Here is a 14,577-nt window from a genome sequence, read left to right as displayed (position 1 = left end):
GGCTAGGCGGCTTGCTTGCCCTTCGATTGCTCTTCAAACGCCTTCAACGACACCGCTGCAACCTGGCGCAATGCCTCCCGGTCGGCACCGGAGGAGGCCATCACGCCCATGCCGGCGGTGATGGCGGAGAGATAGCGCGCGAGCGCGGCGGGATCGGCGGCCTCGCCGAGATCATGCTCGGCCTTTGCGCGCACAAAGCGCTCGCGCAACTGCTCCTCGGTCTGCGCGCGCCGCGCGGCCAGTTCGAACGGGACGTTGGCCGAGCCGGTGCCGCAGGCGAGGCCGCCCTGGACCAGCAGGCAGCCCGGCGGGTTGGCGGGGTCGGTCTGGGCGTCGGCGGTCTCCATCAGCATTCGCTCCGCCACGTCGCAGGCTGTGGGGGCGCTCAGCACTTTCTCCATCCAGGCGTTGCGCTTCTCGGTGTATCGGTCGAGGGCGGCCTTCAAGAGCCCCTCCTTGCTGCCGAAGGCGGCGTAGAGGCTCGGCGGATTGATGCACATGACTTCGGTGAGCTGCGCGATCGTTGCGCCCTCGTAACCGTGCCGCCAGAACACCTCCATAGCCCGGTCCAACGCCGCGTCGGCGTCGAAAGCGCGGGGACGTCCCATAGCCATGTGTCTCACTCCCTGAGCCGGGTGCCGTTTCTGTGACGGATTCTCCCCACTCTATCCTGTTGTCGAATTTGATCTTTCCCTTGACTTCCAGTTTCCCCAACAGTCTGCTAAGAATTTCCTAGCGTCCGATACATAAGTATCTTGCGGACCCGCGTCCAGCTCCACATCTGTAGCGAACACTACAGTTATCTGGAGCGCGCAAATGCCCTCGCTGACCCAAACCTCCCGTTCCGGCCGTTTCCGACGCAGCGTCGGCGGTATCGTGATCCTCGGCGCCGTCGTGGTGGCCGGTTCGATCGCAACCGGCCGCTATTTTTATGCTGCGCAGGCGACTATCGCGGCCGCTCCTCCCGAACAGGCGGTGGCCGTGACCGTTGCCGTCGTCGAGCCGCGCCGGACCACCCTGTTCGATGACTTCTCGGGCCGGCTCGAGGCTGTCGACCGCGTCCAGGTTCGGCCGCGGGTTGCCGGCGCGATCCTCGCCACCAATTTCACCGAGGGCGCGCTGGTGAAGGCGGGCGATGTCCTGTTCAAGATCGATCCCGCGCCTTATGCCGCCGAGGTCGATAAGGCCCAGGCGCAGCTCGAGGCTGCGAAGGCCCGCGCCGTCTTCACCGCCACCGAGGTCGAGCGCGGCGCGCAACTCGTCGGCAACAACATCGTGACCAAGCGCGATTTCGACCAGCGCGACAACGCCAACCGTGAGGCGATCGCCAATGTGAAGGCGGCCGAAGCCACGCTGCAGACGGCGAAGCTCAACCTCGACTACACCGAGGTCCGCGCGCCGGTCGATGGCCGGGTCGGGAGGATCGAGGTCACCGTCGGCAACCTCGTCGCCGCCGGCACCGCCTCGCCGGTGCTGACCACGCTCGTCTCGGTCAATCCGATCTACGCGAGCTTCGATGCGGACGAGGAGGTGGTGCTGCGGGCATTGAACTCGATCGCCGATGCCTCCGGCAAGCGCGGCGACCTCGGTCGGATCCCGGTCGACATGACGACATCAGGCGGCCTCGGCGCCAAGGGGCACATCCAACTCATCGACAACCAGGTCAACGGCCAGAGCGGCACCATCCGCGTCCGCGCCGTGTTCCGCAACGATGACGGCCGACTGATCCCCGGTCAGTTCGCGCGCGTGCGCATGGGCCAGCCGCAACAGCAGACGCTGGTTCTGATCGACGAGCGTGCCGTAGGCACCGACCAGGACAAGAAGTTCGTCATGGTGGTCGGCGACGACAATCGTGCGGTCTATCGCTCGATCACGCTCGGCGGCTCAGTCGACGGTCTGCGCGTCGTGACGGCCGGACTGAAATCGGGCGACCGCATCGTCGTCAACGGGCTGCAACGCGTGCGTCCCGGTGCACTGCTGAAGACTGAAGTCGCCGAGATGGGCGCGCGAGGCATGCAGCAGGCATCGGCCGAGACCAACCAGCACACGGCGCAGCGCTAACAAGCTGCTGCGCCCGGGGCATCACCATGAATCTTTCAAAATTCTTCATCGACCGGCCGATCTTTGCAGGCGTGTTGTCGATCCTGATCTTCCTGGCCGGCCTGATCTCGCTCCTGGCGATGCCGATCTCGGAATACCCGGACGTCGTGCCGCCGTCGGTCGTGGTGCGCGCGACCTATCCCGGCGCCAATCCGAAGGTGATCGCCGAGACGGTCGCAACCCCGATCGAGGAGCAGATCAACGGCGTCGAGGGCATGCTCTACATGAGCAGCCAGGCGACCACCGACGGCGCGATGACGCTGACCGTGACCTTCCGCCTCGGCACCGATCCCGACAAGGCGACGCAACTGGTGCAGAACCGCGTGCAGCAGGCCGAACCGCGCTTGCCGGCGGTGGTGCGCCAGCTCGGCATCATCACCAAGAAGAGCTCGCCCGACCTCACCATGGTCGTGCATCTGCTGTCCCCGAACAATCGCTACGACATGACGTACCTGCGCAACTATGCGGTGCTCAATGTCAAGGACCGGCTGGCGCGGATCGACGGCGTCGGCGACGTGCAGATCTACGGCGCCGGCGACTATTCGATGCGGGTCTGGGTCGACCCGCAGAAAGCCGCCGAGCACAGCCTGACCGCGAGCGACGTGGTGCGTGCGATCCAGGCGCAGAACGTCGAGGCGGCCGCCGGCGTGGTCGGCTCGTCGCCCAGCGTCAAAGGCATCGACTTGCAGCTCTCCGTCAACGCCGAAGGACGGTTGTCGACCGAGGAGCAGTTCGGCGACATCGTCGTGAAGACAGGCTCGCGGGGCGAGGTGGTGCGGCTGCGCGACGTCGCGCGGATCGAGCTCGGCGCTTCCGAATACGGTCTGCGCTCGCTGCTCGATAACAAGCAGGCGGTCGCCCTGCCGATCTTCCAGGCCCCCGGCTCCAACGCGCTGCAGATTTCGGACAATGTTCGCGCCACCATGGCGGAGATCAAGAAGAACATGCCGGAAGGCGTGTCCTACCAGATCGTCTACGATCCGACGCAGTTTGTGCGCTCCTCGATCGAGGCCGTCATCCACACGCTGCTGGAGGCGATCGCGCTCGTCGTGCTGGTCGTGATCCTGTTTCTGCAGACCTGGCGCGCCTCGATCATCCCGCTGCTCGCGGTCCCGGTGTCGATCGTCGGCACCTTCGCGGTGATGCACATATTCGGATTCTCGATCAATGCGCTCAGCCTGTTCGGCCTGGTGCTGGCGATCGGTATCGTGGTCGACGACGCCATCGTCGTGGTCGAGAATGTCGAGCGCAACATCGAGTCCGGGCTGTCGCCCCGCGATGCCACCAACCAGGCGATGCGGGAAGTATCGGGGCCGATCATCGCGATCGCGCTGGTGCTGATCGCGGTGTTCGTGCCGCTCGCCTTCATCTCCGGCCTCACGGGGCAGTTCTACAAGCAGTTCGCGCTGACGATCGCCATCTCGACCGTGATCTCGGCGATCAACTCGCTCACGCTGTCGCCGGCGCTGTCGGCGCTACTGCTGAAGGGCCACCATGAGCCGAAGGACCGGCTGACGCTGATCTTGGAGAAGGGGCTCGGCTGGTTCTTCCGCGGCTTCAACCGTGTCTTCACCCGCTCCTCGGAGAACTATGGCCGCACCGTTTCCAAGGTGATCTTCGGCAAGGCCGCGGTGATGGGCATCTATGTGCTGTTGATCGGCGTCACTGGCGTATTGTTCAAGCAGGTGCCGAGCGGCTTCGTGCCGGGCCAGGACAAGCAATATCTGGTCGGCTTTGCACGGCTGCCTGATGGCGCCACGCTCGACCGCACCGAGGAAGTCATCCGCAAGATGAGCGACATCGCGCTGACGCAGCCAGGGGTCGAGAGCTCGGTGGCGTTCCCGGGCCTGTCGATCTCCGGCTTCACCAATTCCTCCAATGCCGGCATCGTGTTCTCGACGCTGAAGCCGTTCGACGAACGCAAGGATCCTTCGCTGAGTGGTCAGGCGATCGCAGCCGCGTTGAACAAGAAATATGCCGGCATCCAGGAGGCCTTCATCGCCATGTTCCCGCCGCCGCCGGTCAACGGGCTCGGCACCATCGGCGGCTTCAAGCTGCAGATCGAGGACCGCGCCGGCCTCGGCTACGAGGCGCTGAACGATGCGACCAAGGCGTTCATGGCCGCGATCCAGAAGGCGCCGGAGATCGCCGGCGCGTTCTCCAGCTTCCAGGTCAACGTGCCGCAGCTCTTTGCCGACATCGATCGTACCAAGGCGCTGCAGCTCGGCGTGCCCGTGACCGAGGTGTTCAATACGCTGCAGATCTATCTGGGGTCGTACTACGTGAACGACTTCAACAAGTTCGGGCGCACCTATTCTGTCTATGTCCAGGCCGACGCTCCGTTCCGCGCGCGGGCCGACGATATCAGGCAGTTGAAGGTGCGCTCGTCCTCGGGCGACATGGTGCCGCTGTCCGCGCTGCTGAAGGTCCGCCAGAGCGCGGGTCCGGAGCGTGCGATCCGCTACAACGGCTTCCTGTCTTCGGACATCAACGCCGCCGCGGCGCCGGGCTATTCCTCCGGCCAGGCGCAGGAGGCGGCGACGCGGATCGCCGCGGAGGTGCTGCCGCCCGGCTTTGCCTTCGAATGGACCGACCTGACTTATCAGGAATTCATCGCCGGCAATTCGGGACTCTGGGTGTTTCCGCTGGCGATCCTCCTGGTGTTCCTGGTGCTCGCCGCGCTCTATGAGAGCCTGACGCTGCCGCTCTCGATCATCATGATCGTGCCGATGGGCCTGTTGGCCGCGATGTTCGGCGTCTGGCTCTCGAAGGGTGACAACAACGTCTTCACCCAGATCGGCCTGATCGTGCTGGTGGGACTATCGGCCAAGAACGCGATTCTGATCGTCGAATTTGCGCGCGAGCTTGAATTCGCCGGACGTTCGCCAATCCGTGCCGCGATCGAGGCAAGCCGGCTGCGGCTGCGGCCGATCCTGATGACGTCGATGGCGTTCATCATGGGCGTGTTGCCGCTGGTGCTGTCGACCGGCGCGGGCTCGGAGATGCGGCGCGCGATGGGCGTCGCCGTGTTCTCCGGCATGATCGGCGTCACGATCTTCGGCCTGTTCCTGACGCCGGTATTCTATGTGCTGCTGCGCAGCCTCACAGGGATGAAGCCGTTGACCCAGCACGGCGAGGCGACGATCCCGAACAAGGCGCACGCGGCATGATGCCGCGTGCGTTTTCATGAATTTTTCGAAAGGTCAGGCGGCAATGTCCAGCAGCAGTTGCGAGGAACCGCGGACCAGCGCCTTACGGCCCGCAGGCGTCAACGCAAACGAATCACCTCGCACCGCAACATAGCCGAGCGTGATGAGGCTTTCGACCGCAAACCGGCTCAGTTTTGAAGGGTTTGCCGCGGGGGCCCGCAGCGCTTTCAACGCATCCCACTGATCGGGTCTGAGTTCGAGTTCTTCGCTCATGGATCTTTGCACTCCAGCAATTCACGGGGTGCGAGATACAGAGCGCAGATGAATTTCGTGCGACCACAACGAGTCAGGATTTCGATTTATGTGGACCCACCGTCACATCATCGTGTCATTGGATTATTTCAAGTTTTTCGAATCGTGATGCATCGCGACGCGTGATCTCGTCACAGAGATTAACCGCCTTGGTTAACCGCGCCGCACGCTCGCGCCGCCGTCGACTGGCAGCGTGACACCGGTGATGAAGTTGGCTTCGTCAGAAGCGAGAAACAGCGCGGCGTTGGCGACGTCCCAGCCGGTGCCCATCTTGTGGCGGAGCGGCACCTTGCTGTCGCGTTCGGCCTCGACCTCGGCGCGGCTCTTCTTGAATTCGCGGGCGCGGGTGTCGACCGCCATCGGCGTGTTCATCAACCCGGGGAGGATCACATTGGCGCGAATGCCATATTGCGCGTTCTGGTAGGCGAGCTGCTCGGTGAATGCGATCATCGCGGACTTCGTCGCCTTGTAGGCAACATAGGGATAGGTCGTGATCGCGGCCATCGAGGAGATGTTGATGATCGCGCCGCGCTGCTGCTGTCGCATGATCGGGATCACGTGCTTGGCGGCGAGAACACAGCTCTTCAGGTTGATCGCTACGCAGCGATCGAACGCCTCTTCGGTGATATCGAGCAGCTCCGCGTCGCCGCCGGACAGGCTGACGCCGACATTGTTGTGCAGGATGTCGATGCTGCCCCAGCGTGTATGCGCGTCGGTCACCATGGCCTTGATGTCGGCGTTCTTCGTAACGTCGGCCTTGAAGGCCACTGCGGTGCCGCCCTTGGCCGCGATCAGGTCGACGGTCTCCTGCGCTGAAGCCAGATTGTGATCGACGCACAGCACCTTCGCGCCCTCGCGGGCAAACGTTAGCGCGGTGGCGCGGCCGTTGCCGATGCCCTCACCGGGGCTCTGTCCGGCCCCGACGACGATAGCGACACGATCTTGCAGGCGCATGTCATTTCACTCCCTGTAACGGTACTGCTGCAGTACCTCTTTGTAGGTTGGTTCGTTGTCGATCTTCATGGTGGCGAGTACGCGGACCACCGCGCAGTAGAATGCAATGGTCAGCACGAGGTCGGTCATGTGCTCGTCGGAGAGCTGCGCCTTGATCTCGGCAAAGGTCGCATCCGACATCGCGAGCTCCCGCACCATTTCGCGGGCGCCTCGAAGGATCGACCTGGCGAGCGGCTCGAGTTTCGACGGCCTGCCCTCGGTCTCGGCGATCAGGCCCTCGATGTCGGCGTCGCTGACGCCGAACTCCTTGCCGATCTTCACATGATGGGTGAACTCATATTCCGACTTCTCCATCCATCCGACCTGGAGGATGGCCAATTCGCGCAAGCGCGGATCGAGCTTGCTCTTGAAGCGGATGTAGCCGCCGATCCCGTTGAAGGCGCGCGCCATGTCCGGCGAGTTGACCAGCAGCTTGTGCAAATTGGTGTTGCGCTTGAGCATGTCCCGATATTCGGGCGCAACCTGATCGGCTTCGAGATAGGGCAGGCGGGCCATTGTTGTTGTCCTTGGTTCGGCGGCTTGCGGGATGGGCGGGATTCAGCCGTAGAGCGCCTTGTGCTCGGTTTGATAATTGGCGTAGGAGTCCTTCATGCTGGCACCGTTGAGCAGCATGGTCGCAACCGGAATGTTGTCGGCGTCGAACACGGTGGTGCGCACCCACATGCTCTCTGTGCGCTTGCTGCCTGAGAGCGCGACGACCTCACGTTCAGCCCAATAGGTCTCGCCAGGGAATAGCGGCCCGCGCAGCAGGCGAATCTCCTGGTCGGCGAATAATCCGACGGCGGGGCCGCGAACCGGCAGCCGGTCCTCGCGCGCGCGGTACTGGAACAGCACGCTCAGCATTTCCATCGGGATGATGGCGCGGCCCCAGGGATTGTGCTCGAGCGAATAGTAGTCCGACGGTTCGGTGATCACCTTCAGCTTGTCGGTCAGCGAGAATGGGTAGAGATCGCCCATGTTCTGGTCGAAATCCATCTTGATCGCCTGGCGGGCCGTCTTCATGCCGACCTTGATGTCGGCGAGGATGACGGGGTCGGTCAATGGCTTCAACTCGCCGAGCCGCTTGCTCAGGGCCGTCTCGGTGCCGTCGCCGTCGATCGACACGGTGCCGCGCAGGATCTCGGTGCCATCGCGCTTGATCATCCCGATCGCGCAAACGGTCTGGCCCGGTTTCGGCTTCTCGATCTGGGCCTGGACCTCTTCACCTTCGAAGGCCGGATTGCGGTAATGCGCGGATAGGCATCCGGTCATGAACCAGGCGCGGCCCCAGATCCGCTCGCAGAGCGGGGCGAACTGGCTGAAGTGGGTTGGCCCTTCGATCGTGCCGCCGCGAAAGCCGAGCTTCTGCGCGGTTGCGTCGTCGTGGATCGACGCGTGAGAGTCGTAGACCTGGGCCTGAAGCATCTGCTTCGGGCTGCGCCAGGGGCCTACCAGCAGATCGCCATTCTCCACGATTTCCGTCGTGAATGCGGTTTCGACTGTGATCATCCTTGGCCTCCCTTTGCGCGCCACCGTTTCAAAGAAGCCGGCGTTCGGCAAGACCACGCATAAGGCAGCAGAGAGAGAGAGGAGATATGTCTTGCCGCAAGGGAACAGGGCTGTTCATGCATAACAAAATCAGTGCATGCTGATGCATGATCCTGTCCGAATGAAACGAGACCGGGTCACACCGGCGTGGCAGAGACGGGACGGGGAGCCTGACGAATGGCGTTGATGGAAGTTGGACTGGACGACAAGTACCGGTTGGATGCGAAGCGAATTTTCCTTTCCGGTACCCAGGCGCTTGTCCGATTGCCGATGTTGCAGCGCGAACGCGATCGCGCGCATGGGCTGAACACCGCGGGTTTCATCTCCGGCTATCGCGGCTCGCCACTCGGCATGTACGACCACGCGCTGTGGCGCGCGAAGTCTTTCCTGAAAGAGCATGACATAGCCTTCGTGCCGGGTCTCAACGAGGACCTGGCGGCGACCGCGGTATGGGGCAGCCAGCAGGTCGGCATGTTTCCGGGCGCCAAGGTCGATGGCGTGTTCGGCATCTGGTACGGCAAGGGCCCCGGCGTCGACCGCTCGCTTGATGCGCTCAAGCACGCCAATTCTGCCGGCACCTCGCCCAAGGGCGGCGTGATCGCGCTCGCCGGTGACGACCATGGCTGCCAGTCCTCGACGCTGGCGCATCAGAGCGAGCAGGTGTTCGCCTCGGCGCTGATGCCGGTGGTCAATCCGGCGACGCTGCAGGACTATCTCGATCTCGGCATCCTCGGCTTTGCGTTGTCGCGTTATTCGGGCTGCTGGGTCGGCTTCAAGGCGATCTCGGAGACGGTGGAAAGCTCGGCCTCGATCGTCAGCGATCCTGACCGCATCAAGATCATCATGCCCGACGATTTCGAGATGCCGCCGGGCGGGCTGTCGATCCGCTGGCCGGATCCGCCGCTGGAGGCGGAGCGGCGGCTCCATGGGCCGAAGATGGAGGCGGTCGCCGCATTCACCCGCGTCAACCGCTTCGACCGCATCGTGCTGGATTCGAAGCCGGCGCGGCTCGGCATCATGGCGACCGGCAAGGCCTATCTCGATCTGCGCCAGGCGCTCGCCGATCTCGGCATCACGGACGCCGAGGCCCAGACGCTCGGCCTGCGCATCTACAAGGTGGCGCTGACCTGGCCGCTAGAGCAACGCGGCGCGCGCGCCTTCGCCGAGGGGCTGCAGGATGTGCTCGTGGTCGAGGAAAAGCGCGGCTTCATCGAGGACCAGCTCGTCCGCATCCTCTACAACATGGACGCCTCGAAGCGGCCCTCGGTAGTCGGCAAGCGCGACGAGAGCGGCGCGATGCTGCTGCCGAGCGAAGGCGAGCTGACGCCGACCATGGTGGCGGCCGCCGTGGTGGCGCGGCTGCGCAAGCTCGGGCATCGCAGCCCGATGCTGGAGCAGCGGCTCGCCAAGCTTGAGGCGTTCGATCGGCCGGCCGAAGGCACGGGTAGCGTCAAGCTGGCGCGCACGCCGTATTTCTGTTCGGGCTGCCCGCACAATACCTCCACCAAGATCCCCGAGGGCAGCCGCGCCATGGCCGGTATCGGTTGCCACGGCATGGCGCTGTCGGTGCCGAACCGCAACACCCAGACCATCTCACACATGGGCGCGGAAGGCGTGAGCTGGATCGGGCAGGCGCCGTTCACCAGTGAACAGCACGTGTTCCAGAATCTCGGCGACGGCACCTACACCCATTCCGGCCTGCTGGCGCTCCGCGCGGCGGCCGCCGCAGGCGTCAATATCACCTACAAGATCCTCTACAACGACGCGGTCGCCATGACCGGCGGCCAGCCCGCCGAGGGCGGCTTCACGGTGTCGCAGATCGCCCACCAGGTGGCGGCCGAAGGCACCAAGCGGCTCGCGATCGTCTCCGACGATCCCGGCAAGTACCCCGCCAATTACTTCCCTGCCGGCGCCACCGTGCATCATCGCCGCGAGCTCGATGCCGTGCAGCGGAACTTGCGCGAGATCAAGGGTCTGACGGTTCTGATCTACGACCAGACCTGCGCGGCAGAGAAGCGCCGCCGCCGCAAGCGCGGGCTCTATCCCGATCCGGCGAAGCGCATCTTTATCAACGAGCGCGTCTGCGAGGGCTGCGGCGACTGTTCGCAGGCCTCGAACTGCGTCTCGGTGCAACCGCTGGAGACCGAGTTCGGCCGCAAGCGCCGCATCGACCAGTCGAACTGCAACAAGGATTTCTCCTGCATCGAGGGATTCTGCCCGAGCTTCGTCACCGTGCTCGATCCCAAGCTGCGCAAGGCCGACCGCACCGCGGCCGATCCGAAGGCGCTGTTTGCCGACCTGCCGACGCCGCCGGCGGCCGCGCTGGATGCGCCCTACAACATCCTGGTTACCGGGATCGGCGGCACCGGCGTCATCACCATCGGCGCGCTGCTCGGCATGGCCGCGCATGTGCAGGGGCTGGCCTGCTCGACGCTCGACTTCACCGGCCTGTCGCAGAAGAACGGCGCTGTCATGAGCCACGTCCGGCTCGCGCCGGCGGCCGACATGCTGACCACCGTGCGCATCGCGCCCGGCGGTGCCAATCTGATCCTCGGCTGCGACCTCGTCGTTGCGACCAGCGTGCCGGCGCTGAGCCGGGCCGAGCGCGGCGTCACCCGCGCCGTGGTCAACGCCGATCTGTTGCCGACCGCGAGCTTCGTGATCGATCCGGACATCGATTTCGAGGCCGGCACGATGCGCGATGCGCTGAACGGCGCGGTGACGCCTGGTGACCTCGACATTCTCGATGCCACTGGCCTTGCCACCGCGCTGATGGGCGACAGCATCGCGACCAACGCCTTCATGCTCGGCTTCGCGTTCCAGCGCGGCGCGATCCCGCTGTCGCTGGATGCCATCCTGAAGGCGATCGAGCTCAACGGTGCGGCGATCGAGATGAACAAGACGGCGTTCTCGTGGGGACGGCTCGCCGCGCATGACCTGCCGCGCGTCGTCAGCGCCGCGCGCTTCAAGAGCGCGGGCGCCGCGCCGGTCAAGCGCACCCTGGACGAGGCAATTGCGTACCGCGCCAAGTTCCTCACCGACTATCAGGACGAGGCCTATGCCAGGCGCTATCTCGCCGACGTCGCGCGGGTGCGTGCGGCCGAGGCTGCGGCGGCGCCCGGATCGCAGGATTTGACCGAGGCATTCGCCAAGGGCCTGTTCAAGCTGATGGCCTACAAAGACGAGTACGAGGTCGCCCGGCTCTATTCCGACGGCGAGTTCGCCAAGTCCTTGCGGGAGCAGTTCGATGGCAATCCGAAGCTGAAGGTGCTGCTGGCGCCGCCGCTGCTCGCGCCGCGCGATCCCGTCACTGGACGTCTGCAGAAGCGCGAGTTTGGCCCGTGGGTGTTCCAGGCCTTCAGCATCCTGGCGCGGCTGAAGGGCTTGCGCGGCACTGCATTCGACATCTTCGGCTACACGGCCGAGCGCAGGATGGAGCGCGCGCTGCCGGGCGAATATTCCGCGATGATCATGCGTCATCTCGACGGTAAGAACCCGCTCGATCTGCCGCGGCTGGTGGCACTGGCGAAGTCGGCCGATCTGGTGCGCGGCTATGGCCACATCAAGGAAGCCAACGTCGCCCGCTACCGCGGCGAATGTGCGCGGCTGGAAGGCGCAATCGGCCGGCCGATGGCGCAGGCGGCCGAATAGGGGGCCCTGACTGCGGCCGCGGTGGGAACCTTCCGCGGCCGCCGTCGTTGAACGATGGCCCTGCTCGCGGCTTCGGCTGGATTGGCGCGGCCGGGCTCCTACATGAATTACTGTTCTGTTCGAGTGATTTCAGGAGGCCGTTTGATGGTCCTGAAAAGCATATTTGGTGTCGCCGTCTGTACCGCGTCCTTGCTGTTGGGTGGTGTGGTATTCGCTGACGAGTACCGCCCGGACGAATTCTTCAGTCTCGATCTCTCCAGGGCCGTGCTGTCGCCGAAGCGGCTCGGCCCGCCTGCGCAGTTCGAGCCGGTCCCCGTCGAGGCCAATTCCGACCGCAGCGCGGCAGCGCCGCAGGCCAATGCCGAGCCAAAGGTTGAGGACACCAAAGTTGCGCCGCAAAAGGCTGTGCGCACGGCCAAGGTGACAGCGAAGCCGGTCGAGAAGAAGCTGGTCGAGCGGAAGCCGGTCGAGAAGAAGCGAGCGGAGAGGCGCGTTCCCGCACGGGCCAAGCTGGCGCGCCGCCACAGCAACCCGCTCGACGCCCAGGCGCGCGATACGCGGATCCAGACCTGGCCGTGCCGCTCTGGCGGTATCTGCAACTGGCGGTGACGCAGCATCATAAAGAAAATGGCTCCGCGAGGAGCCATTTTCCATTTCCATTGTGTCGGCCTTGGTGTTGATTGTGTCGATCTCAGTAGCGATGTCGTTTGACCACCACAACGCGGTCATGATGATGCCAGCCGCGATGCCAGCCGTGGTCGCGCATTTCGGCGTGGGCGCGCCAACCATGGTCCCAATGATGATAGCCGCGCTTCACCACGACTGTGTCGGCGCTCGCGACCGACGGCACCACCAATGCGAGCGCGCCGATTGCAGCAACAACATATCCAAACTTCTTCATCTCATCCTCCTCAATTAAGCGAGAATGAAACAGCGCAGCGATTGAAACGTTCCTACGCAATTGGAGAGTTTCCTGAACGCTTGTTCAGCAAATGCGCATTGCCGCGTCACTCCGAGCACAACGGATTGGTCTATCGTGCCACGAGCTAACCGCGCTTCTCCACATTGCTGCTTCGCGTCGGCACGCCGAATTCCTTCCGGCATACCTCGGCCAGCACGGCGATGCCTTCGCGGATCTGCTGATGCGAGGGGCTCGCGAAGCAGAGCCTGAGCCGGCTGCCGGAGTGAGCCTTGCTGGTCGACCATTCCGGTCCGGGATTGATCGAGACACCGGCCCCGAGCGCTGCCTGATAGAGCTTCATCGTGTCGACATTGTCGGGCAGCTTGACCCACAGGAAGATGCCGCCCTTGGGCGCCTCGAACTCGGCGGCGGTGCCGAACTGCTCGTTCAGCGCCTCCATCAGCGTGTCGAGCTTCGCCCGCAAGCCGCGCGTCAGCCGCGGCACATGGGTCGCAAAGTGCGGCGCGCAATATTCGGCCAGCACCATCTGCTCCAGCGCACCGGAGCCGGCATCGGTCTTCAGCGCCAGCATCCGCGACATCATCTCCCAGGGCGCCACGATGAAGCCGACGCGCAACGCCGGCGCGATCGATTTCGAGAACGAGCCGATATGGATCACGCCGCCATGCTGGCTCATGGCGTAGATCGCGGGCGGCCGCGCGCCGCTCCAGACCAGATCGGCATAGCAATCGTCCTCGAAGACCGGCACGCCGTATTCCTGCGAGAGCTTCAGCATCTCGGCGCGGCGGCTTTCGGGGAGGATCGAGCCGGTCGGGTTCTGCACCGTCGGGATGGTGTAGATGTATTTCGGCGTGATGCCGCGGCGCTTGTGATCGGCGAGTGCCGAGGCCAGCGCGTCCATTCGCATGCCTTCGCCGTCGAGCGGAATCCCGACCGCGTTGACACCGAGCCGCGTCAGCCGGTTCAGCGAGCCCTGGTAGGTCTCCTGCTCGATCAGCACCGTGTCGCCCTTGGCGAGCAAGGTGTGATTGACGAGGTCGAGCGCCTGCAGCGAGCCGGACACGATCATGATCTCGTCCGGCGTGCAGGCGATGCCGGCGTCGCGTTTCAGCTTCTGCGCCAGGAATTCGCGCAACGGCAGGTAACCCTGCGGGCCGTGAGCGAGGTTGTAGGTCGCGAGATTCTTGCCCTCGCGCTTGAGCACGGCGTTGACCGCCTCCAGCAGCCCCTCGACCGGGACCTGCTCGGGATCGTTGTTGCCGCCGACGAAGCTGTACTTCGCAAGCCCGGTCCACCGCGCGGCCGGCGCGGGCAGGCCGGCCGGGAGCAGGGGTGCAAAATCGAACTGGGCTGAGGTGGACATGGATGTTTCGCTCCGTCTTGTTGTCGTTGAGAAGGCCGTGGCGCGGCCTTCCACGAGGTTAGTTCTTGCCGAGCAGCCTGACCGGACGGCCCTGGGTGATGAAGGCATAATGCCCGGCGCCGACGCTGCCGACCATCAACGCCTCCACAACCGGCTCCGCGATCTCGCCGGTGGCCGCCCAATCGACCGCGAAATTGGCGCCGGTGCCGCCGCGGGTATCGGTGGTGGCGATGACGACCTCGACGGTTGCGAACGGTTTTAGCGCGACCGGCGATTTGAGGTAGCTCTCCACCATCTTGCCTGATGTGTCGAAATAGGCGATCCGCTTCAGCACCAGCGGCTTTGTCTCGGAGGCGTTGTGGACGCTCAGCGTCACCGAGAAATCGGCCCTGAGCTTGCCCTGGCTCATCGACACGCTGGAATAGACCGGCACATAGAATGCGCCGGTGACGGAGAGATCCCCCGCCGGCATTGAGGTGAGCGAATTCGCAAAATTTTGCTCAATACTTCCCGAGGATTGTGCTAGCGCCTGTGTCATG

Annotated in this window: 12 protein-coding genes; 4 read left to right on the top strand and 8 right to left on the bottom strand. The window is 64.4% G+C overall.

All coding sequences use genetic code 11. The features are described from left to right. Positions 1 to 2: 2 nt before the first annotated feature. Entirely contained in the window at positions 3 to 614 is a 612-nt protein-coding gene (locus P6U30_RS26810) for a TetR/AcrR family transcriptional regulator (protein ID WP_407165862.1), read from the bottom strand. Positions 615 to 816: 202 nt separating this feature from the next. Here P6U30_RS26810 and P6U30_RS26805 point away from each other — a divergent pair, with 202 nt between their 5' ends. Both P6U30_RS26805 and P6U30_RS26800 read left to right on the top strand, forming a co-directional pair. Beyond that, complete coding sequence (locus P6U30_RS26805) at positions 817 to 2,061, top strand: efflux RND transporter periplasmic adaptor subunit (RefSeq protein WP_407165861.1); 1,245 nt, start codon at positions 817 to 819, stop codon at positions 2,059 to 2,061. A gap of 26 nt (positions 2,062 to 2,087) precedes the next feature. Continuing rightward, complete coding sequence (locus P6U30_RS26800) at positions 2,088 to 5,270, top strand: efflux RND transporter permease subunit (protein ID WP_407165860.1); 3,183 nt, start codon at positions 2,088 to 2,090, stop codon at positions 5,268 to 5,270. Positions 5,271 to 5,303: 33 nt separating this feature from the next. Here P6U30_RS26800 and P6U30_RS26795 read toward each other — a convergent pair whose 3' ends face one another. The 4 genes from P6U30_RS26795 to P6U30_RS26780 all read right to left on the bottom strand — a co-directional run bounded on the left by P6U30_RS26795 (position 5,304) and on the right by P6U30_RS26780 (position 8,063). Beyond that, the gene (locus tag P6U30_RS26795) at positions 5,304 to 5,522 is read right to left on the bottom strand and encodes a hypothetical protein (protein WP_407147778.1); all 219 of its coding nucleotides are present in this window, start codon (positions 5,520 to 5,522) and stop codon (positions 5,304 to 5,306) included. A gap of 192 nt (positions 5,523 to 5,714) precedes the next feature. Continuing rightward, complete coding sequence (locus P6U30_RS26790; RefSeq protein ID WP_407165859.1) at positions 5,715 to 6,515, bottom strand: SDR family NAD(P)-dependent oxidoreductase; 801 nt, start codon at positions 6,513 to 6,515, stop codon at positions 5,715 to 5,717. Positions 6,516 to 6,521: 6 nt separating this feature from the next. Beyond that, positions 6,522 to 7,070, bottom strand: coding sequence for a carboxymuconolactone decarboxylase family protein (locus P6U30_RS26785; RefSeq protein ID WP_407165858.1), 549 nt, complete (start codon positions 7,068 to 7,070; stop codon positions 6,522 to 6,524). 42 nt (positions 7,071 to 7,112) lie between these two features. Continuing rightward, positions 7,113 to 8,063, bottom strand: coding sequence for a hypothetical protein (locus P6U30_RS26780; protein WP_407165857.1), 951 nt, complete (start codon positions 8,061 to 8,063; stop codon positions 7,113 to 7,115). A 216-nt stretch (positions 8,064 to 8,279) separates the two neighbouring features. On the opposite strand from P6U30_RS26780, the gene P6U30_RS26775 reads away from it, so the two are divergent. Beyond that, a complete protein-coding gene (locus P6U30_RS26775; RefSeq protein WP_407165856.1) occupies positions 8,280 to 11,753 on the top strand; it encodes an indolepyruvate ferredoxin oxidoreductase family protein in 3,474 nt (1,157 codons plus the stop codon). 144 nt (positions 11,754 to 11,897) lie between these two features. Beyond that, complete coding sequence (locus P6U30_RS26770) at positions 11,898 to 12,362, top strand: hypothetical protein (RefSeq protein ID WP_407165855.1); 465 nt, start codon at positions 11,898 to 11,900, stop codon at positions 12,360 to 12,362. A gap of 82 nt (positions 12,363 to 12,444) precedes the next feature. On the opposite strand, the gene P6U30_RS26765 is transcribed toward P6U30_RS26770, so the two are convergent. The 3 genes from P6U30_RS26765 to P6U30_RS26755 form a co-directional block, all read right to left on the bottom strand. Continuing rightward, a complete protein-coding gene (locus P6U30_RS26765; protein ID WP_407165854.1) occupies positions 12,445 to 12,654 on the bottom strand; it encodes a hypothetical protein in 210 nt (69 codons plus the stop codon). A gap of 145 nt (positions 12,655 to 12,799) precedes the next feature. Then, positions 12,800 to 14,038: a PLP-dependent aminotransferase family protein gene (locus tag P6U30_RS26760; RefSeq protein WP_407165853.1), complete on the bottom strand. Its 1,239-nt coding sequence runs from the start codon at positions 14,036 to 14,038 to the stop codon at positions 12,800 to 12,802. 58 nt (positions 14,039 to 14,096) lie between these two features. Next, positions 14,097 to 14,576 (bottom strand): DUF3124 domain-containing protein, encoded by a 480-nt coding sequence (locus P6U30_RS26755; protein WP_407170548.1) that lies wholly within the window; start codon positions 14,574 to 14,576, stop codon positions 14,097 to 14,099. Between the last annotated feature and the right edge of the window lies 1 nt (position 14,577).

Origin of the sequence: Bradyrhizobium sp. ORS 111 (assembly GCF_045571485.1) — a bacterium.
GTDB lineage: Bacteria > Pseudomonadota > Alphaproteobacteria > Rhizobiales > Xanthobacteraceae > Bradyrhizobium.
Note: the sequence above shows the minus strand (reverse complement) of the source record. Positions and strands in the feature narration are given on the sequence as shown.

Coding starts and splice junctions, on each gene's coding strand:
- P6U30_RS26810 (WP_407165862.1), bottom strand. CDS start 614: ATGGCTATGGGACGTCCCCGCGCTTTCGACGCCGACGCGGCGTTGGAC.
- P6U30_RS26805 (WP_407165861.1), top strand. CDS start 817: ATGCCCTCGCTGACCCAAACCTCCCGTTCCGGCCGTTTCCGACGCAGC.
- P6U30_RS26800 (WP_407165860.1), top strand. CDS start 2,088: ATGAATCTTTCAAAATTCTTCATCGACCGGCCGATCTTTGCAGGCGTG.
- P6U30_RS26795 (WP_407147778.1), bottom strand. CDS start 5,522: ATGAGCGAAGAACTCGAACTCAGACCCGATCAGTGGGATGCGTTGAAA.
- P6U30_RS26790 (WP_407165859.1), bottom strand. CDS start 6,515: ATGCGCCTGCAAGATCGTGTCGCTATCGTCGTCGGGGCCGGACAGAGC.
- P6U30_RS26785 (WP_407165858.1), bottom strand. CDS start 7,070: ATGGCCCGCCTGCCCTATCTCGAAGCCGATCAGGTTGCGCCCGAATAT.
- P6U30_RS26780 (WP_407165857.1), bottom strand. CDS start 8,063: ATGATCACAGTCGAAACCGCATTCACGACGGAAATCGTGGAGAATGGC.
- P6U30_RS26775 (WP_407165856.1), top strand. CDS start 8,280: ATGGCGTTGATGGAAGTTGGACTGGACGACAAGTACCGGTTGGATGCG.
- P6U30_RS26770 (WP_407165855.1), top strand. CDS start 11,898: ATGGTCCTGAAAAGCATATTTGGTGTCGCCGTCTGTACCGCGTCCTTG.
- P6U30_RS26765 (WP_407165854.1), bottom strand. CDS start 12,654: ATGAAGAAGTTTGGATATGTTGTTGCTGCAATCGGCGCGCTCGCATTG.
- P6U30_RS26760 (WP_407165853.1), bottom strand. CDS start 14,038: ATGTCCACCTCAGCCCAGTTCGATTTTGCACCCCTGCTCCCGGCCGGC.
- P6U30_RS26755 (WP_407170548.1), bottom strand. CDS start 14,576: ATGACACAGGCGCTAGCACAATCCTCGGGAAGTATTGAGCAAAATTTT.